Genomic DNA, 24,416 nt, shown 5'->3' with positions numbered 1-24,416 from the left:
CAATATGAATGAAATCGATTGTTGTTTGATAGAGTTAACATCCAGATAGCGTGGCAGATTCGGCAATATAATGCGCCAAAAAGAGGGATAATTGACAGTTTTGCTGCGCTTTCAAGTAGAAGCAAGCTGCCTAGAGGCGTATCTTCCTACCGGAAATAATTGCCAAGCAAGCACTGAGTGCTCGCGAGCAAACCTTGGCCCGATATCAAGAAGAGGGGACCGTTCTTGATTTTCAAAGCTGTATCCGAGGCGCTCCCATCGCTACGCTCGTATGCGCACTTGCTCATTGAGGACACAGTCGCTGGGGACGAAATCGTCGGTCATGTGTTGAAGGACCTTGTTTACGATGACGAGACGTCCGAGTGCCAGGAAGTAAGCCGAGAGGATTTGTTCCAATCGGTCGATGCGAGATTGCTGAACCACCTGCAGGCGATGAGCGATGGCGGAGCGGCATTGGAAACGTTGCGGGGGCTGACCCTTTATGAGCGAAGATGCCTGTTGCTTACGGCGATTGGCCGGTTTGAACCGTGCCAGGTCGCGCGAATTACCGGGATAAGCCTCGGAACCGTCGAGTATGTTCTCAACCGCGTTCGGCCCATAGTTTCCGCCGCGCGGTGCACAGGCGTGCTAATCATCGAAGATGAGCCGCATATGGCAGAGTTGTTGGGGGTATTGGTTGAGCAGTCCGGACACCACGTGGCTGGCATCGCTCACACGCTGGACGAAGCTGTAGAGCTTGCGCGCTCGAAACAGTTTGAATTGATCCTCTCAGATATTCAGCTTCATCATAGCGAAAGCGGCAAAGACGCCGTCCAGAAGATCTGCTGTTTGGTGGGCTGGCGCATTCCGACGGTTTACATCACTGCGCATCCAGAGCGTGTCTCACCAGAAGAGGCTGCGCAGGCGGATGGTCTGATCTCGAAGCCGTTCGATATCTGGCGTGTTCGCGAAGCGATTGACGGGGCTTTGGGCCGTGCGACGGCCCACCAGCAGGCCGGTTAGTGAGTTCCCGCTCTGGTTCGCCTCCCAAACCAAGGTGCTAGGGGGCGATCGAATCCGATCGTAGATCGCTATTCTTCGCAGCGATTTTCACGCTGACGATATAGGCCTTTTCATTATCCATATTGGCCAGGATCAGACCCGCCTGATCGCTTGGTATGAGGCGCAGAAAGCCAGCCGCAAAGCCAGCGTCCATCTGATCGAAGATACCGGCAGCCTGATCAGGTTTCATGGCTGCATACATTTGGGCCAGATGGTGCAAGTCCTGATTGGCGGTATCAGACATTTTCTGCCAACGGGTGTCCAGCTGCTCCTGAATCTGCTTGAGATCCTCGGCCTGCTGGGCAAGTTCGAGCTTGCGATTACGCAGTTCAATCTCGTCTTGTCTCAAATCGGAGATGCGTTGCTCTATGTCCTTCTGATCCTGCTCCATCGCGGCGGCAAGGTCGCCCGTCAGGCAGACATTCTGGACGCGATCAGATTCATCAACAGTCATGGCCTGCGGGAGCGCCTTGAGCGGGTCGTTCACGGTCGAGGCGCGGTCCGTCGTCGCGAAAGCCTGCGGCAGCCAGCGTGTGCCACCTGCAATCGTGAACAGGACGCCAATGGTGAGAAGGACGTGAGTGCGGCCTTTGCTGTTCATTCCTTCAACCCTCGTAAACCCGTTTGGACTTGCTCATTTGTTCTTCATCGAAAAGGTAGTCTGCGCTGTCGAAGCGTGCCGACGTGCGATCAGCGATAGCTTCGAGCCGTTTCGTCAGCCGTGTGATTTCAGTGATCTTGCCAGATGACGCTTCAAGTGTTTCTCGCAATGTGCTGCGAATGTCGGCATCGGCCGCTTGGATGCGACGTGACAGTTCGCGATCTTTCACTTCCATCGCCGTCTTTAGCTCTTTCAGCTTTTCCGCAGTTTCCTGAGCCTCTTTCATCGTCGCGGCGAGCCGGTTGGCCAGGTCACCGGCCTGAGCTTGCGTTTCGTGCCGCGCAGATGAGACAGCGGCGACAGAATCCGACATTGCCCGGATCGTGGCGCCAAGGCCGTTCTTAGTGTTCTGAAGCGCTTTCAGCCGACGGCTGAGCAGCGCGCAGTAAAGGCATGCTGCAAAGGAAACCAGAAACAGGGCGATGTCGGAGATCTCGAAGGGCATCGGCTTACCTCAGCAGGAATTCAGTGATGAGGACGCCGTGCGACGCCTCCGGGCCAAGGACAACTTCAGATCTCACCGCGAGCTGTTCGCGCATTCGGGGATAAAAGTCAGCGGATTCAAAGTCCGACAGCGTCAGGGCGCGCAAATAACCAACAAAGGCGTCGACCAGCATCGGTTCGGCCTTTTTGACGGCGCCCATGTGTTCACTATCGGAAATCACAGACATGTTGATTTTGACATAGCGGGTCGCTGGTTCGTTGCCGATTGTCACGAGAATTTCCTGCAGGTCGACATATACATAATCGTCCATCGCCAACGGCGCGTGTGCGGGGCTGCCTTCCTCGTGATCAGCGCAGGCGAGCACAGTAGGCTCGTCGCCGCCCGACAAAATGAAGACCGTGCCAAATGCGCCAAGCGCGCAGACGACTGCGAGCACAATAAGAGGTACGAGTCCGCCGCCGCTCTTCGGGGCGTCGCCAGGTTCCTTTTCCGGATTCGAAGCCACCAACGCCCCCGATCAAACTATTTGCCGCTGGTTCACGCATATTAAGGGTCGGGTAAAGGAAGCGTTAACAATTTCACGGAAAATATTAACCAAATCGAGAGTCGATGTCGTAAACGGGAAGTACGCATCCATGAAATTGCTGGAAACACTCAAGGCGCTATCGGTCGCGCAGAAACTGGCGCTTGCCGGTTCGGTGGCTGGCGTTGTCATCGCCATGACAATGATGGTGCAGGGAGCTGTCCAGCAGCCGAAGGCACTATTGTATTCCGGCCTTGATCCGATGCACACGGGCGAAGTGATTGCAGAGCTCGAAAAGCGCGGCGTGGATTATGAGCTTCGGGGTGAGGCGATCTTTATTCCGCAGTCGGAACGCGACTCGGTGCGCTTCTCGCTTGCAAAGGATGGCCTGCCACAACAATCGGTGCAGGGCTATGAATTGCTAGATGATGTGAATGGGTTTTCCATCACATCGGAAATGTATAACGCCGCCTATTGGCGGGCCAAGGAAGGTGAGCTTACACGAACCATTCTTGCCATCCCCGGCGTTTCATCCGCGCGGGTACACATCGGTGCCAGCTTGCGCTCAGGATTCTCACGTTCTGGGCCGCCGCAAACAGCATCTGTAACGCTTGTCTCCAACAGCAAGGTCAGCGCCAGCCAGGCCGAAGCCATCCAATACCTTGTGGCGCTGGCTGTGTCTGGTCTGGACCCCGCAGATGTTGCCATCATTGATCCCAAGCGTGGCCTTCTTGCGGGCCCCAATGTAGACCGGATGGAAGAACCGGCGATCGTTGCAGAATCCCAGTCTACCCGTCTCGAACAAAAGATTCTTCGCCTTCTTGAGGCGCGCGTCGGGCCTGGTAATGCGCGAGTCTCGGTATCTGTCGATGTCAATCGCCAGCGCCAGCGCGTGTCCGAAATTGTCTATGATCCAAGCTCACGAGTGATCCGGAATCGGACTACGAATGATGTCAGTGAAGCGAGCGGAGGCGGATCGGCTGGGGTTACCGTTGCCAGTAATCTGCCGCAGGGCGCAGGTGGGCAGGCTGGAGGCTCAAGCACTCTCAAGAACTCGACCGAGAGTGTCGTATACGATGTGAATGAGACCCGCCGGGAAACTGAAACACTGCCCGGCGAGATCGAGCGCATCTCTGTGGCTGTTCTTTTGAACGAACAGGTCCTCGGCTTTGATGCGAATGCGGAGGACTCTGCGCCGCTCATGCGCAGTCTGGTGTCTGATTTCGAACAACTGATCTTGTCGGGAGCTGGCCTAAGCGCAGATCGCGGAGATTCTTTGACGGTAGAGTTGATGCCGTTTCAGGAAATCGAAGTTGAGGAACTCACACCCGCGCCGAGTCTCGTCGAGACTTTGACCGAGCGCTATTTCTGGTCTGGACTTCAGGCCATACTGCTCGGAATTGTGGTTATCGTGCTTGGATTCGGTGTGGTGCGTCCTCTCCTGTCCCAAAGGCCGGCTTCAGTCCTCGATACGACGGCGGACCCGGCGGTCGATGGATCTGGTGTGCTGACGACTGAATCCGTCGACGCGCTGGAGTATCTCAAGAGCTATACACGAGAGCGTCAGGATGAGACAGCCAGTCTGCTGGAAGAATGGCTGAACGAAGATCGAAAGGCGCTCGTCAATGAGTGAGTCCCTTTTCGCGAATCTTCCGCGGTTCGACAGTGGAGACCTTCCAGCTGTGCTTGCGGAAGCGCCTGATCCAGTTGTCGCGGAGCCAGAACTTGTTCAGGTGGACGAACCTGAAGATACGCCGGAGCCAGCGGCTCAGATCGATCCAAACGTAGAAGTGTTGCTGAACCGTCTGGCGCAGGAAATTGAACAGGCGAACAAGCGGGTCGTGGCTCAAACAGCAGATTGGGTGTCGGCGATCATTGAGCGATTGTTTCCGGAACTATCCAAAGCATTCCTCGCCGAAGAGATCGTGCGCCAGATTCCAAACCTGCTTCCTGACACGCCAAATCATGCGGTGCTATCTGCGCCAGCGCCACTCGCGGAGCAGCTCACTGAGATCATCGAGAGCAACCCCCGATTGTCCAACTCATGCATTGTCCAGGTCTCAGAGGATGCGGAGCTCCATGACATTCAGGTCTCTTGGGAGACTGGAGGACTGTCATTGGAGTTTGATGAGCTTCTGGCCGCCTGCCTCGAACGCCTGCAATCCTACAAAACGCCTCAAAAGGACTTTTAGAGATGGCTATTCCCGAAATGACGCCTTCGGATGAAATTGCGATTGAACAGCAGGAAGACGTCCTTCCTGGTGGCAAGGCCTATCGATCAATCTACAACGTCCCAGTGAACGTGATCGTGTCCATCGGTCAGAAGCGCCTGACGGTGGCAGAAATTCTAGACCTCAAACCCGATTCCGTCATCGCGCTTTCCGCGAAGATAGAAGACCCGGTGTCGCTTTCGGTTGACAACAAACTGATCGCACGTGGAGAACTCATCGAGACTGAAGAAGGCGGGATCGGAGTGAAGATCACGGAGATCGCGGAGGATCCCGATGATAAAGGGACCTGATTTCGTTCCGCGCTTTCTTGGCGGGGTCATTGTATTCTTGTTTCTTTACGCGGTCTCAGGGGCCGCTTTTGCGCAAGAAATAGACCCATCGCAGATACAGGTGCCTGAGGGGCTTCTAACCAATGGTGGGGAAGGGGGGCTGAGCGGGTCAGTCATCCTGCTCCTTGTCCTGGTTACAGTTCTGAGTCTGGCGCCCGGTATCGCCATGATGGCGACCTGTCTGCCATTCATGATCATCGTCTTCTCATTCCTGAGGCAGGCGATTGGCGTTCAACAGGCGCCGCCCAACATGTTGATCATGGCGCTCGCAATGTTTCTCACATTCTTCGTTATGGAGCCGACCTTCATGGAGGCGTGGAACAACGGCATCTCACCTTACATGGATGGTGCCATTGACGAAGGGCAGGCCTGGGCCGCCGCAACAGAGCCGTTTCGCGCATTCATGACGGCCCGCGTAGACCCTGAGACCATTCCGGTGCTGGCCGATGCTGTGAATCGTCCGCTGGAAGAGGGCGAAGAACCTTCCTTTGCGCTCTTGTCGACGAGCTTCATGTTGTCAGAGATCAAACATGCGTTTCAGATCGGGTTCGTTATCTTCTTGCCCTTCCTGATCATCGATCTGGTCGTGTCGTCTGTTCTGATGGCGGTTGGTATGATGATGGTGCCTCCGACCGTTGTTTCGCTTCCCTTTAAGGTTGGGTTCATTGTTCTGGCGGATGGCTGGTTGAAGATTACAGAAGCACTTCTGCGAGGGTATGCCGGATGAGTTCGGTTGTTGAAATGAAACAGGCTGCCACGCCACAAGCGGTTGCACGCGCGACCCCGCCGGTGCCGGCCTCGGCGCTAAAGCTTACTCGCGCTCAGAAGGCTGCGGTCGTGATCGCAATGCTTGGTGAGGCTGAGGCGCGGCCGATTGTCGAACGGTTGGATGACCGCACCATGGCGCAAGTCGCAACGGCGCTGGAAACAATCTCCACACTCGCACGCGAAGACCTGATCGAGATTGCTGTCGACTTTCTGAGAGAGCTGCGCGCAGCAAGTGGCTCCTTCTCGGGCGGGCAGGACAAGGCGCGTGAGATCATTGCGAACTTGCTGGACCAGAACCGCTATCAGCAGATCTACGGATCAGAGGAATCTGTCGAATCTGGTGCAGAGGAAGTTGCCACAGATACCTGGCAAAAGCTGGAGCGCCACGATCCACAGAAAGTGGCCGATTATTTCAGCAGCCTCACGCCGAATATCATTGCGCTCATCCTGCGCCGGATCGACGTAGCCGCCGCGTCCGAAATCGTCGGGTTTCTCGAGGAGAACCAGCTCGACCCGGTTGTTGGTCATCTCGTGGAAGATGAGGCGCCGGACGCCGAAATTTATACCGTGCTCGCGCACATGCTGGAAATAGAACTGCTCAACAAAGCCGAGGGCGCGAGCGAGGGAGACGACAGTCATCTGGACGTGATCGGTGAAATGCTCAGCCTCGTGCCAAGTGATCGCCGCGACCGGATTTTGGCATTCCTGAGCAGCACGCATGAGAGCAAACTCAAGAGTATTGAACGGGTCATGTTCACGATCGACAGCTTGCCGGAGATTCTCCCAAGAGAGGTTGTCTCTGTTGTCTTCCGTGAACTGGGTGACGAGTCGATGACGCGGTTGCTCGCGAGTCTTCGGACGAGCGGTGGAGAAGTCACAGACTATCTTCTGAGCAACATTTCATCGCGATTGGCAGACCAATACCGCCTGCAGCTTGAAGATGTCCCGGAAATGTCGCCTGAAAAGGTCGAAAAGGTCCAGCGAGAGTTTCTTCTCTCGCTGATGTCGCTCAAGCGGGATGGCACGATCAAGATCGGCAAGCCTGAAGAGGACTAGGCCGCGTATCGCTGTCTCGGCTTACGCTCAAGCGAGAGCGAATTGTTCGGATTCAGCGAATGATCAGGTCGGCGTGTAGTGCGCCGGCTGTCTTCATCGTCCGGATGATGTCTGCAATTTCCTGGGGTGTCACGCCGAGTGCATTGAGGCCGGCGATCAGCTCGGAAAGCGAGACATTTGGCTCCAACATGGCGATGTTTTTGCTGCCAGTCTGACCGATCGTGATTTGTGACCGCGGCAGCGCAATCGACTCCCCTCTTGCAAATGGGTTTGGCTGCGACACGACAGGACTTTCGACGACCTTGATCGAGATGTTGCCCTGAGCAATCGCGACTTTTGAGATCGTGACGTCTTCTCCGAGCACAATCGTTCCAGACTTTTCGTCGATCACGATACGGGCGGGAACGGAAACGCTGACTGGAAGGTTTTCGATGTCTGCCAGAATGCGGGAGGGTGAGCCCTGAAGACCGCGAAGGTCAAGATCAACAGTGCCGGGATCGCGAGTGTAAGCAACTTGAGTGCCGTATGCGGTGTTGATCACATCTTCCACGCGCGCAGCCGTTGTGAAGTCGGGATCGCGGAGGGCCAGGGTCAGGCTGTCTCGTTGATTGAAATCATAGCCGATCTCGCGTTCAACACGGGCACCATTCGGGATCGCACCAGCCGTCGGCGTGCCACGCGTTTCCCGCGCCGCCTGAGCTTGAACATCAATACCAGAAACGATGATGCTCCCTTGGGCGACAGCGTAGACTTCGTTGTCCGCGCCTTTGAGCGGGGTGAGGATCAAGGTGCCGCCTTCCAGGCTTTTTGCGTCTCCAATTGATGACACGGAAATGTCGATCGTCGATCCACTCCGTGCGAACGAGGGAAGGGTGGCTGTGACAAGAACAGCTGCGGCATTATTCGGCTTGATGTCCTCGCCCTGCACATTCACGCCAAGGCGCTCAAGCATGTAGGTGAGGGAATCCTCGGTAAATGGAGAATTTCGGACCGAGTCCCCAGTGCCATTCAGACCAACGACGATACCGTATCCGATGAGATCGTTTTGGCGAACGCCTTCGACATCCACGACGTCGCGTATGCGCGTTTGTGCTGTGACATTTGTTGCTGCGGTCAATGCAACGAGACAGGAGAGAGCGAGCGTTTTCCAAAACATCGTGATTAGCCTAGATAGTTCAGGAGTGAGAGTTGCGACAGCCGTGCCGTTATCATGTATGAGGCTTCGAGCGTGGTCTCGAGAGACTGAAGTTCACTTGCCGCTTCATACTGATCGCGGGCAGTCAGATTGTTGAAGGAGGCCGTCAGGATCGTTTCTTCTGCAGCAAGGCTTTCAAGGTCATCTGCAATTCTCTGTTCGAATACACCAAGATCCGCACGAAGATTCGTGATCGCTGTTTCACTCGCGGAGAGTTTGAGCGACGTCGATTCGATTAGGCCGGAGTACCCATCGAGGTTTGCGATGCTTCCATCCGGACCTGAGAGAGACAGAATAGCCAAATTGCGGATCTGCGAGCGAATAGCTTCATGGTCCGCATTGACCCCGTCGGGATCAGAAGTCGTGGTATTGCCTTGATAGATGTTCTGCTGCCAGCCGCCGGTCGGAGAACTGAAATAGTCATCGAGCTGGATTTCAAAGTCGTTGGCATCAGTCGCCATTTGAGCGATCGCTTCGATGTCAGCTAGCAGTTGATCTGAGCCAGCAAACGGGATGGAAGATGTTGCATCCCCAGCAAACAGGAATCTCTCGCCATAACGCGCGTTCAGCGCCGACATTGTCGTTGAAAGAGCAGCTTTGGCGTCTCGGGAGGCAGTTGCGATTTCCGTTTCATGGTTGCCAACAACTGCACTGAGCATGCTGGCCGCAATACCCGTGGAACTTTCTTGTACGGTTGTGAGGCTGGACTGGACGAGTGAGAGCCTGGCGCTTCGCAGGTCCAGAACCTCCTTCTCGGATGTGAGGTCGGTTAGTGCTTTCTGGCTCAGCATAGCTTTGCCGATTCGACCGGAGAGATGCAGCGTCAAATCTTCATATCGTCCTGTCGTTGCCTCGGTAGACGTCTTTCCGATCTGTGATCTGAGTTCTGAGATGTGCTGGCTCAGCGTGGAGGTCATGAGACCCGAAGATATGGCAAAACGATCCATGCTAGATCTCCATCAATCTTTGCAGCATCTGGTTGGCGATCTCGATTACGCGGGCATTGGCTGCGTAAGCCTGTTCAATCGCCAGAAGATCTTGCATCTGGCTGTCGATATCGACACCTGTCTCGGATAGTTCCGCCTCCATCATCAAATCGTGCTGGGTCGATGCAGCAGAGAGGGCGGTTTCATGTGAAATGCGCGTCTGCCCTGTCATGGAGGCGACATGTGCAACGAGGTCAGTGGCTGAGAAGCTGCCCTCAATGCCATTGGCGTTCATCGACTGGATTGCTGTGAAGGCGTCCGACATCGCGGACAGGATGGAATTGTTGCCAGGAGGACCTTCGCTCGCTGCCCCGATCCCATCGCGAAGCCGCCAGATGCTACCACCCTGAGTGGGGTCGATCTGAGCGTTGATGTCGATACGCCCTGCCAATCCCGGATCGCCGGGAGTGCCAGTGTCTACAAACAGTCCAAATTCACCAGCAACTTTCGTCGGATCGATCGCGTCGTTGGACAGGCGACTAACCAAATCGTTCGCAATCGTATCAAGCTGGGCACCGAATGCAGGAAGGTCGGCATCACGAAGAGTGAATAGAGCGCCAAACATACCACTTGATACGGCCGCGTAGCTTGAAGCCCCAGGGGTAAGTTCCAAATCGCCGACCATCAGTTTGGACAAAGCACCGTTGTCGACAGTCATGTTTGGTCCGAACGCGTTGCCAGGAGTGAATTCAAGCTGCTTTGCGGTGCCGGCGACCAGGTAGACACCTTCACTCGTGACGACATCTATTGTGCCGCCGTCGCGAGGCACTGCTTCAATAGGAAGGTATTCCGAAATCGTGTCGAGTGCGCGCTGGCGGTCGTCCATCAATGCTGCAGCTTGAGCCGTCGTGCGATCCATACCGGCCAATAAGCCATTGAGTTCTTCAACTTGCTTCAGGGCGGCATTCACGACGTTCACACCATCGGCAATTTCACGATCCGCTTCTGTGCGTTGCTGGGTAACAAGTTGAGAAAGGCTATTCAGCTCGTTCACGGCCGAGTTTGCAGCGTCGAGCAACGCTGACAGCTGCGTTCCAGATTCTGGTGACGCGACCGCAGCAGATAAGGCGGACTCAAAATTTGATAGCTTGCTGAACAAGCCAGTGCCTTCCGCATCGTCTCCAATTCGCGATGAAAGTACTTGCCAAGTGCTGGCCATCAGACTGGATTGTGCGACGTTGCTCGACAATGTCATACGCTCAGACGTGAGGCCTGAATCTGTCGCGCGGACGACACCGGTAGAGCTGACCCCGCTTGTGCGTCCACCGACCAATGTTTCGCTTAATATGATCGAACGCCGGACATAGCCCGGCGTTGATGCGTTTGCGACATTGGTAGCGACAACGTCGGCCCGCAGGCCTGAGACCTTCAGGCCGGTTTGGGCCGCATTGATGGCGTGGGATATACTCACGGCAGGGCTCGCATTTCAGCTAAGGCGGGCTTAGCGCTTCAGATTGGTCGTTTCCTGAAGCATCTCGTCGACGGTTTGAACGATCTTGGCGCTTGAAGAGTAGGCGCGTTGAGTTTCGATCAGGTCAGTCAATTCCGCTGCAATGTCCGTAGTGGACTCCATCAGTGCATAGCCTTCGATGCTGCCAACCGGTCCCGTACCTGCATCCCACAAGTAGAGGTTTCCACTTTCTGCGGATACGCGGAACGCCTGGCCATCCAGCGCCTTGAGACCGTTCATGTTCGGAACGTCACCGACTGGGATCTGATAGAGAGTGCGGCGGAAGCCGGTGTTGTAAATGGCCTGCAGATAACCATTCTCGTCTATCTCGACGGATTGAAGGTCACCGATGGGCGCGCCATCCTTGCTAACCGAAGTCGGAGAGAAGTTGGCAGAAAGCTGGGTGATGCCGGCGCTGTCATTTGGACGCCCGATGAAAACTTCGACGTTTCCGTGTGGCAGGCTCAAGGTCACTGTGCCGGTCGCGTCGTCATATGTCGCGCCATTGGAAGCAGTTACACCGCCTGTGTCGATACGACCGCCATTGGCAGCACTATCAGCAAAGCTGATTGCCAAGTCGCCGATGGACGTCAGCGGATTACCATTGGCGCTGTCAAAAATTTGGACAGTCCAGTCATTGCTGGATCCGGTAGCAGGAACCGACGGGGTGAATTCAATGGAAAGCGTCTGTGCACGGCCCAGATTATCGAAGTACTCGATAGGTAGTGTGTAGGCTTCTCCCGTGCCGCCAGCTGTGGTGGCGTCAGCGGGCAAATTAATGCCCAGTTCGATACGGGACGTCGGTGAGGCGGTGTATTGGGACGCGGCGATGTTGACCGGCTCCAGGTCAGTACCGCTGTTCCGGCTTACATTACCGATCTCGCCATCGGAGTTGGCTGGCCATCCAAGCAGGAACAGGCCGCTTTGAGTGCGAAGATTTCCGCTTTCGTCAGCATAGAAAGATCCGGTAGGGAGCAGCATCAGGCTGCGTTCGGACGACAGAGAGTTCACGCCTGTATTATCAGTTACCGGAACGAGGCCTCGGCCGGAAACCGCAAGGTCAGTCGCGTTTCCGGTTGAAATCAGGGACCCCGTCGCTGCGATATCCTTGAAGGCAGTTACGCGAACACCGCCAGCAGCGTATGCCGATGATTGTTGTTGCAGCACCATGCTCGAAAAATCGACCTGGCTACGCTTGTAGCCGTAGGTGGATGAGTTGGCGATGTTATCGGAAATGGCGGAAAGACGACTCGAATTCGAGTTCAGCCCCATCACGCCCGCATTCAGGGATGAAGAAATGCTCATGGTCGACTCCTACGACAGATGTATTTCTATCAGTGGAGCGCATTCCTTAATAAGCCGATAACCTTAGTTCTTAACAACCCTACAATCTGAGTTCATCTTTGTTCGGCTGATTTGTCAGGATCACGATTGAGATTCGACGGTTCTGGGATGCAGACGGATCGTCTGGAGCCAGTGGGTCTGTGTCAGCGCGACCGGAAACTTCCTTGAGGCGAGAAGGCCTCATGCCCTTTTCCAGCAGGAGCTTACGGATCATGTTGGCGCGATCAGTCGACAAGTTCCAGTTGTCGTAATTGGCATCCAGTCGATATTGGAGGCTATCAGTATGCCCGACAATCTTGATGTCGTTTCGAAATGCATCGAGAGATCCTGATATCGATGTCAGCAAATCCTGGAGAAGAGGGGTCGGATTGCTACTGCCAACCATAAACAGGGGTGAACTGTCGGAATCGATGATTTCGAGAACCATCCCTTCGGGAGACATTTTTATCATGAGGTGCTCAGAAAGCTGTTTGGCATCCTCATTCAATTCGGCCCGCAGATTTTGAAGGTTTTCGGCGACTTCCTCGGCACTAGCATCTGCCGCAGCGGCGCTGGCTTCCTTCTTTGGCGTGTCAATCGTTACATCGCGCGTGCCGCCCGTTCCCATTTTGGCGTAGGTGTCCTCGGTAAACATTGAAGAGCCATTCAGGCCATCAGACCCACCGCCAGAAATCCGGCTCACCGGAATGGTCGGGTTGAAATAGTCGGCGATGCCCTTGCGTTGTTCCTCCGTGGTTGCATTGAGCAACCACATGAGCAGGAAGAACGCCATCATCGCAGTCACGAAGTCAGCATAAGCAACTTTCCAGGCGCCGCCATGATGGCCGTCGCCCTGAACCACTTTCTTGCGCTTGATGATGATTGGTTGCGCGTCTGTCGATGCTTTATCGACCATAATCAGTCCTGCCCCGGTGCTTTGGAACACTACTCCTAACAGGCTTGAATCAATTCATGGCTAATCTGGGCGCAGGGTTTCAGACGGTCGTAGTAACCATTCAGCAACCAAATTACTTAATTCCTACCAGACGGAACTGGGTAAATATGTAGGCTTGTTGTGTCGTCTGTGCTGCGAAAGAAGATCGGGGCAGGGGGAGGACTCCCTCCAACGATTCGCCAATGCGAACCCCTTTGGCTCGCCTTGGCGTCTTCCATTGGTCAATGGACACAAGAAGTTTACGGTCAGGTTTCCACGCCGGACCTTATTTCTCGCAAGGTTTTCGCAGGGGCCGATCTGCCGAGCGCGGCCCATGACGTGTTCACTTATGTAAGCCCTGAGCATAATGTTGGACCTGTTGCTGCGGTGACAATCAACTTCGCGGGTGCCCAGAGATATTCTGCTCAGCGTTTGCGACAGGGCGCGTCTAGCCTGAACAATGCCCCTGAATTGTTTCTTCGTCTGATGGCGGAGAGCGCTGCGCGCGCCCTTTGGAAAAGAATGGCCTGTTCTATCTCCAGCGATAGTGATGCCAATGCTCCGGCGCAATTGATCGATATTGCCCGTGCAGCAGAGCCATTCGACGCCGATACAACTTACATCAACCTGACCTACAAATTGGGAGATGGAGACGGCGAGGACAGTTGGCTTATTGAAGGCGAAACTGCCGCTCCGGAAATTGGAGTGATAGTTCGGTTGTCCGCAATCAAGTCACTTGCCAAGGCCTTTCAAGAGAATGCGGCCAGACCCAAGTCACAGGATGATACGGGACGAGGTGTTCTGCGGGAGCGCGTTCGGCATACGTCAGTCGTGCTGGATGCAGTGCTGGATTCCATGCGCATGACTATTGGTGAGTGCGCCGAGATGAAAATCGGGCAAGTCATCTCACTGCCGGGCGCGAAGATGGACAAACTTGATCTGAGCGCCGGTACGGTGAGCGGATCACTGCCGATCAGCCAAGGGGAACTTGGCGCCTGGAAAGGGCAGAGAGCCTTGAAGCTGAAGGCACCCGTGCCCGAGGATGTCATTCGAGAAATTGCCGAGATTTGAGTTTGTCCCCGCTGATGGCGGAGGAATGCAAGGAGTTTGTAAGTGAACGCAATAGCAGGACTTGTCGTCACAGTCGTGATGGTCTTCGGCGGCTACATGCTGGCTGGGGGGCACCTCGATATTATCATGCATTCTCTCCCCTTCGAGATGATGATGATTGGTGGCGCCGCTACGGGCGCATTCCTCGCCGGCAATGATTTGACTACGATCAAACACGCAGGGGGCGATATTGTCGCTGCGTTCTCAGGCCCAAAATGGAAAAAATCCGACTATCAGGATCTCCTCTGCCTGATGCACGAGCTATTGAATGTTCTCAAAAAGAACCCGGTCGACATCGAAGCTCATATCGAAGCTCCTCAAGATTCAGATATCTTTGCGCGTTACCCGAAAATCCTGAAGGACAAGCGGGCGATTGAAATGATCTGCGATACCATTCGCTCAATGATCATGAATTTCGACAACGTTCATCAGGTTGAGGAGCTTCTCGAAAAGCAGCTTGAAAGCCTGATTGAGGAAAAACTTCACGGATCCCACGCATTGCAGAACATGGCGGATGCACTGCCTGCACTCGGCATTGTTGCGGCTGTTCTGGGTGTGATCAAGACAATGGCATCGATTGACAAACCCCCTGAAGTTCTTGGCGGCATGATCGGCGGCGCGCTTGTTGGTACGTTCCTTGGCGTGTTTCTCGCCTATGGAATTGTTGGCCCTTTCGCGACCCGGGTGAAACATATCCGGCTTGAGGAGCACAATTTCTATTCGATGATCGGCGAAGTTCTGGTGTCAAACCTTCACAAAAATCCGGTGAACATTTGTGTTGAGGTGGCGCGACGCCATGCACCCACCCGTGTGCGCCCTTCTTTCAATGAAGTCGAAGAAGCGATCCGGGGGTTGAAACAAGCCGCGTGACCCGTTCTCGTCTCCCTCTTGTTGTCGGCTTATCCGTCGTGATGAGCATGCCCGCACTTGGGGAGATTTCAGGTGAAACTGGCGTGCCTGTGGCGGAAGCAGATCAACTGTCAGAGCATTTTCGCCAGTTCGTTGACGACGCGATTGATGAAGGATTGCTCGCGCCGGCCGGCTCCAACCCGCAGGCGACGCCGGTGTTCCGGGGGCGCCTGGATAGCGCAGAGCCCAGCCGCCCCGTTCCCATGTCGACAGGATGTACTGCTGAAACTGAACTGGATTTCGCGCCGTACATAAGCCTGAGCAGCTATGAGGACTTCTTGCATTGGCGAGCGCAGAAGCTTTCGGATCAGGAGTCTATACACCCAATCGAGATGGCGATGGCCTACATCACGATTGGGTTGTTTGCTGAAGCCCGGCTTCAACTCGCTGATCTTGAAGGACAGAATGCTGAACTGCTCCGAGACTTCTCTCATTTTCTGGAAGAGGGGCGGGTCACTCGGATCGACGCACTCAATCAGGCCGCGGAGTGCAACCCTTCGGCGGCAATCTGGCAATCTTTGGCGAAGGTCACGATGCTCGATCCGGACGGGGTCTCACAGCTGAATGCCAGTCTGACTCTCTACAGAAAACTACCTTGGTATCTTAAGATACGCTTCGCTGCGATGGCTGTGCCCGCTCTGGACCAGATGGGGGAGCCCTTGCTGGCCGAGAAAATGATGGCGGATTTCACTGCGGAACAGATTGCGCGCTCGCCGCGCTTGTCGCTGAACCAGGCCATTCTTGACATGTACAAGGGCGGACTGGTTGCGGATGAGGGCTTACGACCATTCCTGAGAAACTCTGATCTGAGGTCGGTTGCGGCGGCTGCTTTGTTGAAGCATGGATTTCCCGTCGAAACCGAAGTCCAGAATGAAGTGGTCGGCAACATTGTCGAGAATGTGCAGCGCATGCCGGACGGCCAGAACATCCGTACGAACTTGCGGGCTATGCTGGATCGTCCTGCTGAAATCACGGATTACGAAACGATCTCACGACTGGCGTCCCTGCCGACGCTTCAGGAACCGGAGACGAGACAACTTCTCAGCGCGCAATTGGTGAGAAGGCTGGAGGCGGACTTTTCAAAGGACGACCATTTTTTCAAGGTTGCCGCAATGAGTGCGACATTCCTGAATCGCGATCTGTTGGGAGAGAGCGACGAGGCAGCAGAAGTGCTAAAGTCTGCCACTATCGTCGCTGCGGATCTCGGTCTGGTGAATGTGGTGAATGAGTTCGCCAACGATATCAAACAGGATGATGATCTGGCCTCGAAACGCGCGGAAATGGCGTTCCGGATGTTTGACGTGACAGCACTTCGGAATCTGTCCGGAACAGACCCGAATAATACTGACGTGACCCGACTAGCCGCGATGAGCGCAATCATGGCGCGGGACACGATGTGGCTTCAGACTCTGGTTTCCAAAGTCTCTCTCGACGCAGCGACTCTCGTGGATCTCATCGAATGCGATGCGGTGTATGGCGACTGGGTTCTGCCAGAGAACTTCTATGTCGCTGCTGAACAGATCGCGGACGAACAGTACATAGCACGCGCTCAAGCTGTGCTTGCTCTGCGGGCGCGAGGTTCAGCCACGGGTTCACGAAAGATCCATCTGAACGAAATTCCGGAGAATCTTCAGCTGATCAGTCAGCTCCTTGATTCGACAATTGGAGGTGCTCTCTAGTGTCCAATGCAATTTATGCCACCTTGACGCGCCAAGACGGTCTGCTTCGAGAAATGCAGGTTATCGCGAACAATGTCGCAAACTCCAGCACAACTGGTTACAAATCGAATCACGCCATCTTTGCCGAGCATATTGCTGCGGTAAATGGAGAAGGCGACAGCGTCTCCATGGGTAGCTTGTCGGGCCATTCGCACGATCTGTCACAAGGAGCGATGAAGCATACCGGCGGACAGTTCGATCTAGCGATTCATGGCGAGGGGTTCTTTGTCCTGGAGACTCCAGCAGGTGAGCGGCTTACGCGTGCAGGGGCGTTCCAACTTTCCGCGGACGGAATTCTCGCCGATGCTTTTGGTAATCAGGTCATGGGCGCTGGCGGCGGAGCCATTGCTATTCCCGAAGAGGTTACACGCATCTCCGTTGCGCCCGACGGAACTATTTCGTCAGGCCAGGAAATTTTGGGTCAGATCGGTGTGGTAACTGCGAACGGACAGATCGCTCAAGAGGGCGGTACCATGTTTGTGGCCGCTGAGGGCTATGAGCAGGTCGAAGAGCCAAATGTAATTCAAGGTGCATTGGAACAATCCAATGTGTCTTCGATTCTCGAGATTTCGAGACTGATTGAAGTCCAGCGCGCTTACGAGGCGGGGCAAAGCCTGATCGAAAAAGAAGACGAGCGGATCAATCAACTGATCAAGACAATGCGGCAGCTCTAGAGCTTTCGCAAATTGAGGGGAATGAGATGAAATCATTGCAAATCGCCGCGACAGGGATGGCCGCTCAGCAATTGCGAGTGGAGGTGATCTCCAACAACATTGCCAATATGAGCACGGCTGCTTATCGACCGCGTACGGCTGAATTTTCGGATCTCATGTATCAACAGCATTTGACCCCGGGGACAATCACATCCCAAGTGGGAACGGTCGTGCCCGCAGGTATTCAGCTCGGCACAGGCGTGAAGCCATCCTCAGTGTCAATGGAGATTACTCAAGGCGGCCTTCGGGAAACCAGCTCAGAGCTGGACCTTGCGATCGACGGTACAGGATTCTTTGAGGTTACGCTGCCGTCTGGCGAGTCCGCCTATACACGCGATGGTAAGCTGAACCGCAGTCCGGACGGGGAGATCGTAACGATGGATGGATTCCCGCTCGCAGATGGAATTGTCATTCCGGAAGAGGCGCGCAGCATATCCATCAGTCGCGATGGGGAAGTGGTCGCATACTTTGATGGTGAGTCTGATGGTCAGCCTATAGGCAATATTTCGTTGGTTCGTTTCATCAACGAAAAAGGTCTTGAGGCGATGGGTGACAACATGTTTCGACAGACAGAGGCATCGGGTCCACCAAACCAATTGGTCGCGGGTACGGAGGGTATGGGCCTGATTCGACAAGGCTACCTGGAGGAATCTGGTGTAGATGTGGTTCAGGAAATTTCTGAGCTCATCGAGGCTCAGCGCGGATATGAGCTGAACTCCAAAGTGATCACAGCCGCCGACGAAATGCTCGCGGCGACAACAAGGTTGAGGTAACAGAATGATACCAGCAATAGCATTGGGCCTCGGGCTTGCTGCGCACATGATGGGGGCGTCAGCTTCTGTCGCGACTGAAGTGATACGGGCAGGGGACACCGTCACTGCTGCGAACATCTCTACTGAAACCGGCAGTATGGTGTCATCGGATAATCCACTTATTGGCCGCGAAGTTCGGCGTACTGTCTATGTCGGACAAGAGCTCAGCCTGGACGATACCCAGCCCGCGCGATTGGTGCGGCGTAATCAGGTCGTGACGGTAAAGTTCGTCAGCGGTGCGCTGGAGATCACTACCACGGGACGAGCCATGAGCGAGGCGACAGAAGGAGACAGCGTTTCCATTCTGAACCTCAACTCGAAGAAGATCGTAAGCGGAATCGTGCAATCAGACGGATGGGTACTTGTTCAATGAAGATTACATTCACTCTGACTGCGGCGGCCCTCAGCGTTACCGCCTGTGCTTCGATCCCTTCCGCAGACGCGGAGTTCGACATGACGACACCCACGGTTGTGCCGATGGTGCATCAGCCCGTCGCTGAACCGGTAGGTGCGGATGATGCGTCCCTCTGGACGACGTCTCCAAATGCCTTGCTGAGCATGCGTCGGGCAAAGGCTGTCGGCGATCTTTTGACAGTTGTTGTAGAAATGGATGACCGGGCAAGTCTCCAAAGTTCGCTATCGAGAAATCGGAATAGCAGTGCGGATATGAATGTCGATGCCCTGTTCGGCCTGCCAGAGTGGGCAAATGGTGTGCTGCCCGGCGGGGCTTCCCTGTCTCCTGGTGTAGACTATAGCCGTGGTTCATCTCTCGATGGCAGCGGGGCGATGAACCGGGCCGAGAGTATTGCTTTCACATTGGCGGCACGTGTCGTTGCAATGGAACCGAATGGAAACCTGGTCATTCAGGGCTACCAGCAAACCCGGGTCAGCAATGAGTTGAGAATGCTGACCGTCAGCGGTGTAATTCGCGCACAGGACATTACACGGACAAATACGGTGTCCTACGAGAAAATCGCGGAAGCCCAGATTTCTTATCTGAATACAGGTGACGCAACATCCGTTCCGCAACAAAGGGTAGGGCAGAAAGTGCTCGACCGGGTTATCCCGTTCTAGGAAGACGCCATGAAACAGATAGTTCCGTCCATCGTTGCGTTGCTGGCCATTGTTGCGGGTGGGGGAACGGCGCATTTCCTGACATCAGGTTCAGATGCAAAGCCGGCTGCGGCTGCCCATAAAGACGATAAGCATGCGGAGCCGAAGAAGGAAAAGAAGGCTCACGGCAAAGCAGACAAGCACGGGAAATCCGACGGTTCGGAAGTCACTTACTACAAGTTTTCGCGTGAGTTTGTCGTGCCAATGATCGAAAATGATCGTGTGCAGAGTCTCGTAATCCTGAACCTCAATCTCGAAGTCGATACGTCGATCTCTCAGGAACTGTTCTCGAAAGAGCCGGTCTTGCGAGACAACATCATGACGACACTGGTCAAGTTGAGCAGTGGTGGTCGCACGCTCAATTCGATTACTGACGTCGACAATTATGAAACGCTTCGAGCCATGATTCTCACGAACCTACAGAATGAGGTTCCGGAGGGAATACGAAACGTACTGATACTGGATATGGCTCGGCAGGATCTTTAAAGGTTCGAGAGGTCGTTAGCCTTCGTCCCGGTACTTCGTCACACTGTATAGATCGGCCGATAGGTGGGAAGAGGTTCCGAACCGGAGCGTCCCATTCTCGCTTCCAACTTCAGTGATTGTCGTGATCAGCTGAGGCGCACCAAGGCTGATGTACTCGCTGCCGCTGTAGTAGTCTATGGAGAACTCGAACAGCTCATCTTCAGTGATCGATTCGCCAGTATTTGTTTGTCCATTCCAAGTATGCACGCTGTCTTCAGTGTCGAGTTGTTCGGACCATATCAGTTCACCATCGGAATTTCGGACAGTCAGATATGCACTGTCGGCACTTTCAGGCGCATTTGTCAGATACCTAATTTCAGTGCCTGAGTAAGGCACCCAAGATGACTCGATCGTGACTGTTTCTCCCAGCCATTCACTTGCAAACATCGTGTGTAAGTCGCCGATCAATGATGAGATGCTGCCCAGGCTAGAGTTCGTTTGAACTTGCTGTTCCAGAGACGAGAAGGTGGCCAACTGATCGACGAACTGGGTCGAATCCATGGGAGACAGCGGGTCCTGATTCTGCACCTGTGCCGTGAGCAGTTTGATGAAGTTTGTGAACTCTTCGCCAAATTGCTGAGTGGCGGCTGAGCTGTTCGTTGTCTGCTGGGCAGATTGGGTAGAAGTCGTGTTGGTGACGGTGCTCATGATCGTTGTCTCTTAAACCCGTATGTCCAGGCTAGTTGTGGCTGACGTGTCTGCCCGCGTTGCTGGTTCGCGGTTTAGAAGAGGTGCGTCCGAGCGTTCCATCTCTTCCTCTGGCGTAGTCAGATTTGACGACTCCCAGTTTCGGGCGTTCTGTTGTTGCGGCGTTTTCTCTTGGAACGTCATATCGCTTCCAGACAAGCCATGTTGTTCCAATGTCGCGACCAGGTCTGGATGGAATGCCCGTATCCGGCGAATGGCTTCAGCGGAATCGGCCGTAATTACCACATGCTGCAGACCTTGAGAGTCAAACTTGAACTCCAGCGATACCCTACCGAGTTCGGGCGGATCCAGCTGAATTCGGATTCGAGAATTTTGTGTGTCTGATGAGAGTTCCTGAGAGATGATGCTCGCAATATCGTCAGGAACCGCGACGTAGTTCGTCATAGCAGGTGGCGTCTGAACGGCGGTCTGTATTGGCGGGGTAGCCACCAAAGTTGGGCTTGAAGTCGCGCCGGCAGTCGCCCCTAGGGACGACATAGCGGACACGTCGCTTGGTCTTGGCTGGGTTTCAATAAGCGCATCTGGTTGAGCCTTCGCCGCCGTGATTTGTGTGGCTGCTCCGGACGTTTCAGACTTCGATGTGCGTTCTGGTTGGTCCACAGAAGCGGGATCTTCGACTGGCGGTGCGGCCTGCTTTTCCGTTGATCCAGCCTCTGACGTGCTAGCGACGTTCTCTATCTCCACGCTGGCGATTTCAGGTTTGGTTTGCTGTTCCAAACTTGAAATGGTGGAACGAACGAGCGTTGCGTTGTCTTGATCGACTTCGAGCATATGTCCGCTACGAGAAGTGACAGCGGCTTCCGATGCTTCGGATTGAGCTGCCTCACCAACTTGGTCTGCAGTTGTTACTTCGCCGGACGAGGAGTTGGGTGAAATCAACAAGGGCTGATTCGACTCAGCGTCAATTTCCACGACTGTAGTTTCACGGCTGGATATCGTGGAGGTGGGATGCTCTGGCTCGGTTGGACGTGCCGCCGTCTTCTCTACTCCGGGCGCATTGTTCAAGGCGCTTAGCTCAGCCAGTTCAACGGCTTCAGAATCCGCAGAAGCTGGCAGGTCTATCTCTGCATCGCCAGTCTCGTCGGTCGTTGGTTCCGTCGCGTCTAAATCAAGAAACTGGTGTGATGTCTGATCACTCAGGGGCCCAAAAGGTTGAGCCACAACCTGGAGTTTGTCTGAAGTTTCTTCATCAACATCTTCGTATGAGAGTGTTGAGAGCGCCTCCAGGAATTCCTTCGCAAATCCGCCTCCGACCGGAGCGGGCCTCGTCTCGTCATGGCCACTTTTTTCGGCCGCAGACAAACGTTCCAAGCTAAGGAAAGGCGTCATTCGTTAATCCAGATTAGCTATCTTTTAACCCTAATTGCCTCACCAGTGGTAAATTAAGATTTAAGTTGCGGGGGATTCCGCGCGATTGTTCCAGCCAGAAGGGGAGCCGGTTCATGACGACGATTCAGGGGCAGGGTGGCATTCCTTTGCCTGTTGCAGCCAGTCAATCCGGCGCGCCAACATCCAGCGCGGACGAGCTGATCGATGTAGGAAAGCGGTTCGAACAGCTGCTGTGGGCAGAAATGCTGAGCCACACTGGCTTGGAGAAAGCCTTCACGCAATCAGGTGGGGAGGCGGCGTCGGCATTTTCTCGCATGATCGTCGAATCCATCGCTGAAGATCTGGCTGAGTCTCATCCACTGGGGTTGAACGCGACCGGAGTAGCGCAACTTTCGTCCAATATGGGGAATGGGGATGAGTGAAATAGTAGCCGCCGAAGCCGCTTTGTCTCGTCTGGAGACGGTCTTGGCCACAGAGCGCGTAGCTTTGATGTCTGGTCAAGTTCACCAAATAGCCGAACTGATGTCTGAAAAGATGGAGGCAACTCAGGCAGTCGACGCACTGATTTCTAGTGAGCATCCTGCGCTCGGTCGGGAGCGCATCAGGACCCGCTTGAAAGGTATCAGCGCGGCTGCAATTGAGAACGCTCAGCATTTCAAAGCGGCGCAGAATGGACTCCGCAGCCTTGCCGCGCGCATCGGAAATATGGCGCAGGATTCTTACGTTGGAGCCTACTCCTCCAATGGTTTGCAGACGCCGTTTACCAAGGCGACAGGAAATTATCTAAAGAAGGCATGATGATTAACTGATTGTACACGGCTCCTGTATACTCAAGTACAGCGAACCAAGATGGGTTGCGGGGAATCCCGACGTCAGGACGACGTAAGATCGAACCTAGGCAGCGCTAAGCCGCTCGCCTGACGCAAATGGGGTACATTCAAATGTCCAGTATTCTGACTAACAATAGTGCGATGGTTGCGCTGCAGACTCTGCGCAACATCAACAGCAACCTTGAAACCGTTCAGTCCGAGATTTCGACCGGTAAGAAAGTTGCTACCGCCAAAGACAACGCCGCCATCTGGGCTATCTCGACGGTCATGTCGACCGACGTTGAGAGCTTCAACCAGATCACGGACTCTCTGAACAAGGGTTCTTCCACCGTAGGCGTGGCCCGTGCTGCTTCCGAACAGGTCACCGAGCTTCTCCAGGACATGAAGAACCTGATCGTGTCCGCTCAGGAAGATCTGAATGCTGACGACCGCGCAAAGATCCAGACGGATATTGATGCGAAGCGGACCGCAATCAGCAACATCGTGAACGCCGCTCAATTCAACGGTCAAAACCTCCTGCAAGGCACCGAGAGCATCTCTATCCTCGCATCGCTTGACCGTGGATCTGATGGCTCTGTCTCTGCAACCTCTATCACTGTTGCTCGCCAGGATCTGCAGACAACGGCAGCAGTCGATGCGGCTGCGAAGGAAGCAACTGATGCAGGTTATGTTTCGACTGCAGACTCAGCTACAGACTCCACTGTAGATCTGTCTAGCGGGGATGCAGGTTTCATGTCCACGGCTCAGTCTGGCAATATCACCGATGGTAACGATGCAGACATTACGCTCGACGCCGGTACAGTTACGACGGGTGATGAGTTCACCATCAATGTTGGTGGCTCTGATTACACCTACACCGCGCTGGAAGGTGACACAGCCAATGATGTTGCTGCAGGCCTCAAAACGCTGATCGACGCAGGTAGCATTGCCAACCTCACCGTCACGGTCACCCCAGGCGCAGATCCTGCCTCTGATGATGCGACCATTAATCTGGCCGCTGCTGGCGGAAACGTGACCTTTGACGAAACTGGTCTGGCATCTGAGACGACTCAAGGCGTCATCTCCGATGGTGATACGATCGATGTTACACTCGCTGGTGGCACAATCACCGCTGGTGATACGTTCACGATCAATGTGGGTGATGCAGAGTATACCTACACTGCCGTCGACGGTGACACCAACAATGACGTTGCCGCTGGTCTTAAAACCCTGATTGATGCTGGCAGCATCTCTGATCTTGTCGTTACTGTGACTGATGCAGGGGACCCAACTTCCGATGCTGCGACGATCTCGCTTGAGGCCGACGGTGGCGACGTAAACGTCAGCCTAGCTGGTCTTGGGTCTCAGAACGCAGCTGTTGCGGCAGGCGGTCTTGGCGCGATTGCTGACCTCAGCGTTGCAACGGCTGAAGATGCCACGACGGCTCTGAATACGATCGAAGACCTGCTTGATACGGCGATCAACGCTGCGACATCATTCGGTTCTGCGCAGACGCAGATCGAAGGTCAGGGCGAATTTGTTCAGACACTGATCGACTCCATGACATCCGGCATCGGCGCCATGGTTGACGCAGACATCGAGGCGGCTTCCGCCAAGCTTCAGGCCCTGCAGGTTCAGCAGCAGCTCGGCGTCCAGGCGCTGTCGATTGCGAACTCGAACCCGCAGACACTCCTGTCGCTGTTCAGATAATCCTAACCGGACCCGGGC

The 24,416-nt window shown here is 54.7% G+C and carries 27 protein-coding genes; 17 read left to right on the top strand and 10 right to left on the bottom strand.

All coding sequences use genetic code 11. The features are described from left to right. Positions 1-225: 225 nt before the first annotated feature. Complete coding sequence (locus HY36_RS17595) at positions 226-1,002, top strand: response regulator (RefSeq protein ID WP_051602423.1); 777 nt, start codon at positions 226-228, stop codon at positions 1,000-1,002. Positions 1,003-1,039: 37 nt separating this feature from the next. On the opposite strand, the gene HY36_RS17590 is transcribed toward HY36_RS17595, so the two are convergent. From HY36_RS17590 to HY36_RS17585, 3 genes are read right to left on the bottom strand one after another with little or no spacing between them, the layout of a single operon-like run. Further along, complete coding sequence (locus HY36_RS17590) at positions 1,040-1,642, bottom strand: MotE family protein (protein WP_051602422.1); 603 nt, start codon at positions 1,640-1,642, stop codon at positions 1,040-1,042. 4 nt (positions 1,643-1,646) lie between these two features. Next, on the bottom strand, positions 1,647-2,147 hold the full coding sequence (locus tag HY36_RS02785; RefSeq protein WP_035547864.1) for a hypothetical protein: 501 nt from the start codon (positions 2,145-2,147) through the stop codon (positions 1,647-1,649). A gap of 4 nt (positions 2,148-2,151) precedes the next feature. Beyond that, positions 2,152-2,652: a flagellar basal body-associated FliL family protein gene (locus tag HY36_RS17585; RefSeq protein WP_051602421.1), complete on the bottom strand. Its 501-nt coding sequence runs from the start codon at positions 2,650-2,652 to the stop codon at positions 2,152-2,154. A gap of 130 nt (positions 2,653-2,782) precedes the next feature. On the opposite strand from HY36_RS17585, the gene fliF reads away from it, so the two are divergent. Genes fliF through HY36_RS02755 form a run of 5 tightly spaced genes read left to right on the top strand, consistent with a single transcriptional unit; the run spans position 2,783 to position 7,054 of the window. Continuing rightward, positions 2,783-4,303 carry a flagellar basal-body MS-ring/collar protein FliF gene (gene fliF, locus HY36_RS02775; RefSeq protein WP_035547861.1) on the top strand — a complete coding sequence of 507 codons (1,521 nt, stop codon included), beginning with the start codon at positions 2,783-2,785 and terminating at the stop codon, positions 4,301-4,303. Then, the gene (locus tag HY36_RS02770; protein WP_035547858.1) at positions 4,296-4,862 is read left to right on the top strand and encodes a hypothetical protein; all 567 of its coding nucleotides are present in this window, start codon (positions 4,296-4,298) and stop codon (positions 4,860-4,862) included. Before fliF ends, HY36_RS02770 begins: the two co-directional genes overlap by 8 nt. 2 nt (positions 4,863-4,864) lie before the next feature. Further along, a complete protein-coding gene (locus HY36_RS02765) occupies positions 4,865-5,191 on the top strand; it encodes a FliM/FliN family flagellar motor switch protein (protein ID WP_035547854.1) in 327 nt (108 codons plus the stop codon). Continuing rightward, positions 5,175-5,957, top strand: a complete 783-nt coding sequence (gene fliP / locus HY36_RS02760) for a flagellar type III secretion system pore protein FliP (protein WP_051602420.1) — start codon at positions 5,175-5,177, stop codon at positions 5,955-5,957. Before HY36_RS02765 ends, fliP begins: the two co-directional genes overlap by 17 nt. Positions 5,958-5,971: 14 nt before the next feature. Then, entirely contained in the window at positions 5,972-7,054 is a 1,083-nt protein-coding gene (locus HY36_RS02755; RefSeq protein ID WP_162175935.1) for a FliG C-terminal domain-containing protein, read from the top strand. Between the two features lie 52 nt (positions 7,055-7,106). Here the strand turns inward: HY36_RS02755 and HY36_RS02750 are convergent, their stop codons facing one another. From HY36_RS02750 to HY36_RS02730, 5 genes are all read right to left on the bottom strand, one after another. Next, positions 7,107-8,210, bottom strand: coding sequence for a flagellar basal body P-ring protein FlgI (locus tag HY36_RS02750; RefSeq protein ID WP_081805987.1), 1,104 nt, complete (start codon positions 8,208-8,210; stop codon positions 7,107-7,109). Positions 8,211-8,215: 5 nt separating this feature from the next. Then, positions 8,216-9,196 carry a flagellin gene (locus HY36_RS02745; RefSeq protein WP_035547848.1) on the bottom strand — a complete coding sequence of 327 codons (981 nt, stop codon included), beginning with the start codon at positions 9,194-9,196 and terminating at the stop codon, positions 8,216-8,218. Position 9,197: 1 nt separating this feature from the next. Beyond that, on the bottom strand, positions 9,198-10,646 hold the full coding sequence (flgK, locus tag HY36_RS02740; RefSeq protein WP_035547846.1) for a flagellar hook-associated protein FlgK: 1,449 nt from the start codon (positions 10,644-10,646) through the stop codon (positions 9,198-9,200). Between the two features lie 30 nt (positions 10,647-10,676). Next, entirely contained in the window at positions 10,677-11,990 is a 1,314-nt protein-coding gene (locus HY36_RS02735; protein WP_035547843.1) for a flagellar hook protein FlgE, read from the bottom strand. 79 nt (positions 11,991-12,069) lie between these two features. Then, positions 12,070-12,924, bottom strand: coding sequence for a flagellar motor protein MotB (locus HY36_RS02730; protein ID WP_035547840.1), 855 nt, complete (start codon positions 12,922-12,924; stop codon positions 12,070-12,072). 540 nt (positions 12,925-13,464) lie between these two features. Between HY36_RS02730 and HY36_RS18490 the strand changes: the two genes are divergently transcribed. From HY36_RS18490 to HY36_RS02690, 8 genes are all read left to right on the top strand, one after another. Next, complete coding sequence (locus tag HY36_RS18490; RefSeq protein WP_162175934.1) at positions 13,465-14,013, top strand: FliM/FliN family flagellar motor C-terminal domain-containing protein; 549 nt, start codon at positions 13,465-13,467, stop codon at positions 14,011-14,013. 42 nt (positions 14,014-14,055) lie between these two features. Further along, a complete protein-coding gene (motA, locus tag HY36_RS02720) occupies positions 14,056-14,922 on the top strand; it encodes a flagellar motor stator protein MotA (RefSeq protein WP_035547835.1) in 867 nt (288 codons plus the stop codon). Continuing rightward, entirely contained in the window at positions 14,919-16,640 is a 1,722-nt protein-coding gene (locus tag HY36_RS02715) for a hypothetical protein (protein ID WP_155841648.1), read from the top strand. Before motA ends, HY36_RS02715 begins: the two co-directional genes overlap by 4 nt. Beyond that, complete coding sequence (locus HY36_RS02710; protein ID WP_035547829.1) at positions 16,640-17,353, top strand: flagellar hook-basal body complex protein; 714 nt, start codon at positions 16,640-16,642, stop codon at positions 17,351-17,353. Before HY36_RS02715 ends, HY36_RS02710 begins: the two co-directional genes overlap by 1 nt. A gap of 26 nt (positions 17,354-17,379) precedes the next feature. Then, positions 17,380-18,165, top strand: coding sequence for a flagellar basal-body rod protein FlgG (gene flgG / locus HY36_RS02705; RefSeq protein ID WP_035547826.1), 786 nt, complete (start codon positions 17,380-17,382; stop codon positions 18,163-18,165). A 4-nt stretch (positions 18,166-18,169) separates the two neighbouring features. Next, positions 18,170-18,577, top strand: coding sequence for a flagellar basal body P-ring formation chaperone FlgA (gene flgA, locus HY36_RS02700; protein WP_035547824.1), 408 nt, complete (start codon positions 18,170-18,172; stop codon positions 18,575-18,577). Positions 18,578-18,657: 80 nt separating this feature from the next. Beyond that, on the top strand, positions 18,658-19,278 hold the full coding sequence (locus tag HY36_RS02695) for a flagellar basal body L-ring protein FlgH (RefSeq protein ID WP_241764129.1): 621 nt from the start codon (positions 18,658-18,660) through the stop codon (positions 19,276-19,278). A gap of 9 nt (positions 19,279-19,287) precedes the next feature. Next, positions 19,288-19,803, top strand: a complete 516-nt coding sequence (locus HY36_RS02690) for a flagellar basal body-associated FliL family protein (protein WP_035547817.1) — start codon at positions 19,288-19,290, stop codon at positions 19,801-19,803. A 15-nt stretch (positions 19,804-19,818) separates the two neighbouring features. On the opposite strand, the gene HY36_RS02685 is transcribed toward HY36_RS02690, so the two are convergent. Continuing rightward, entirely contained in the window at positions 19,819-20,490 is a 672-nt protein-coding gene (locus HY36_RS02685) for a flagellar hook assembly protein FlgD (protein ID WP_035547814.1), read from the bottom strand. Between the two features lie 12 nt (positions 20,491-20,502). After that, complete coding sequence (locus tag HY36_RS02680) at positions 20,503-21,879, bottom strand: flagellar hook-length control protein FliK (RefSeq protein WP_035547811.1); 1,377 nt, start codon at positions 21,877-21,879, stop codon at positions 20,503-20,505. 113 nt (positions 21,880-21,992) lie between these two features. Here HY36_RS02680 and HY36_RS02675 point away from each other — a divergent pair, with 113 nt between their 5' ends. From HY36_RS02675 to HY36_RS02665, 3 genes are all read left to right on the top strand, one after another. Then, positions 21,993-22,301, top strand: a complete 309-nt coding sequence (locus HY36_RS02675) for a hypothetical protein (RefSeq protein ID WP_035547809.1) — start codon at positions 21,993-21,995, stop codon at positions 22,299-22,301. 67 nt (positions 22,302-22,368) lie between these two features. Continuing rightward, positions 22,369-22,677, top strand: coding sequence for a hypothetical protein (locus HY36_RS02670; RefSeq protein WP_206741138.1), 309 nt, complete (start codon positions 22,369-22,371; stop codon positions 22,675-22,677). A gap of 143 nt (positions 22,678-22,820) precedes the next feature. Beyond that, positions 22,821-24,398, top strand: coding sequence for a flagellin (locus HY36_RS02665; protein ID WP_035547805.1), 1,578 nt, complete (start codon positions 22,821-22,823; stop codon positions 24,396-24,398). Positions 24,399-24,416 lie beyond the last annotated feature (18 nt).

The sequence above is a fragment of the Hyphomonas atlantica corrig. genome, assembly GCF_000682715.1.
Taxonomy (GTDB): Bacteria; Pseudomonadota; Alphaproteobacteria; order Caulobacterales; family Hyphomonadaceae; genus Hyphomonas; species Hyphomonas atlantica.
This window is presented reverse-complemented; position numbering and strand designations above follow the sequence as displayed.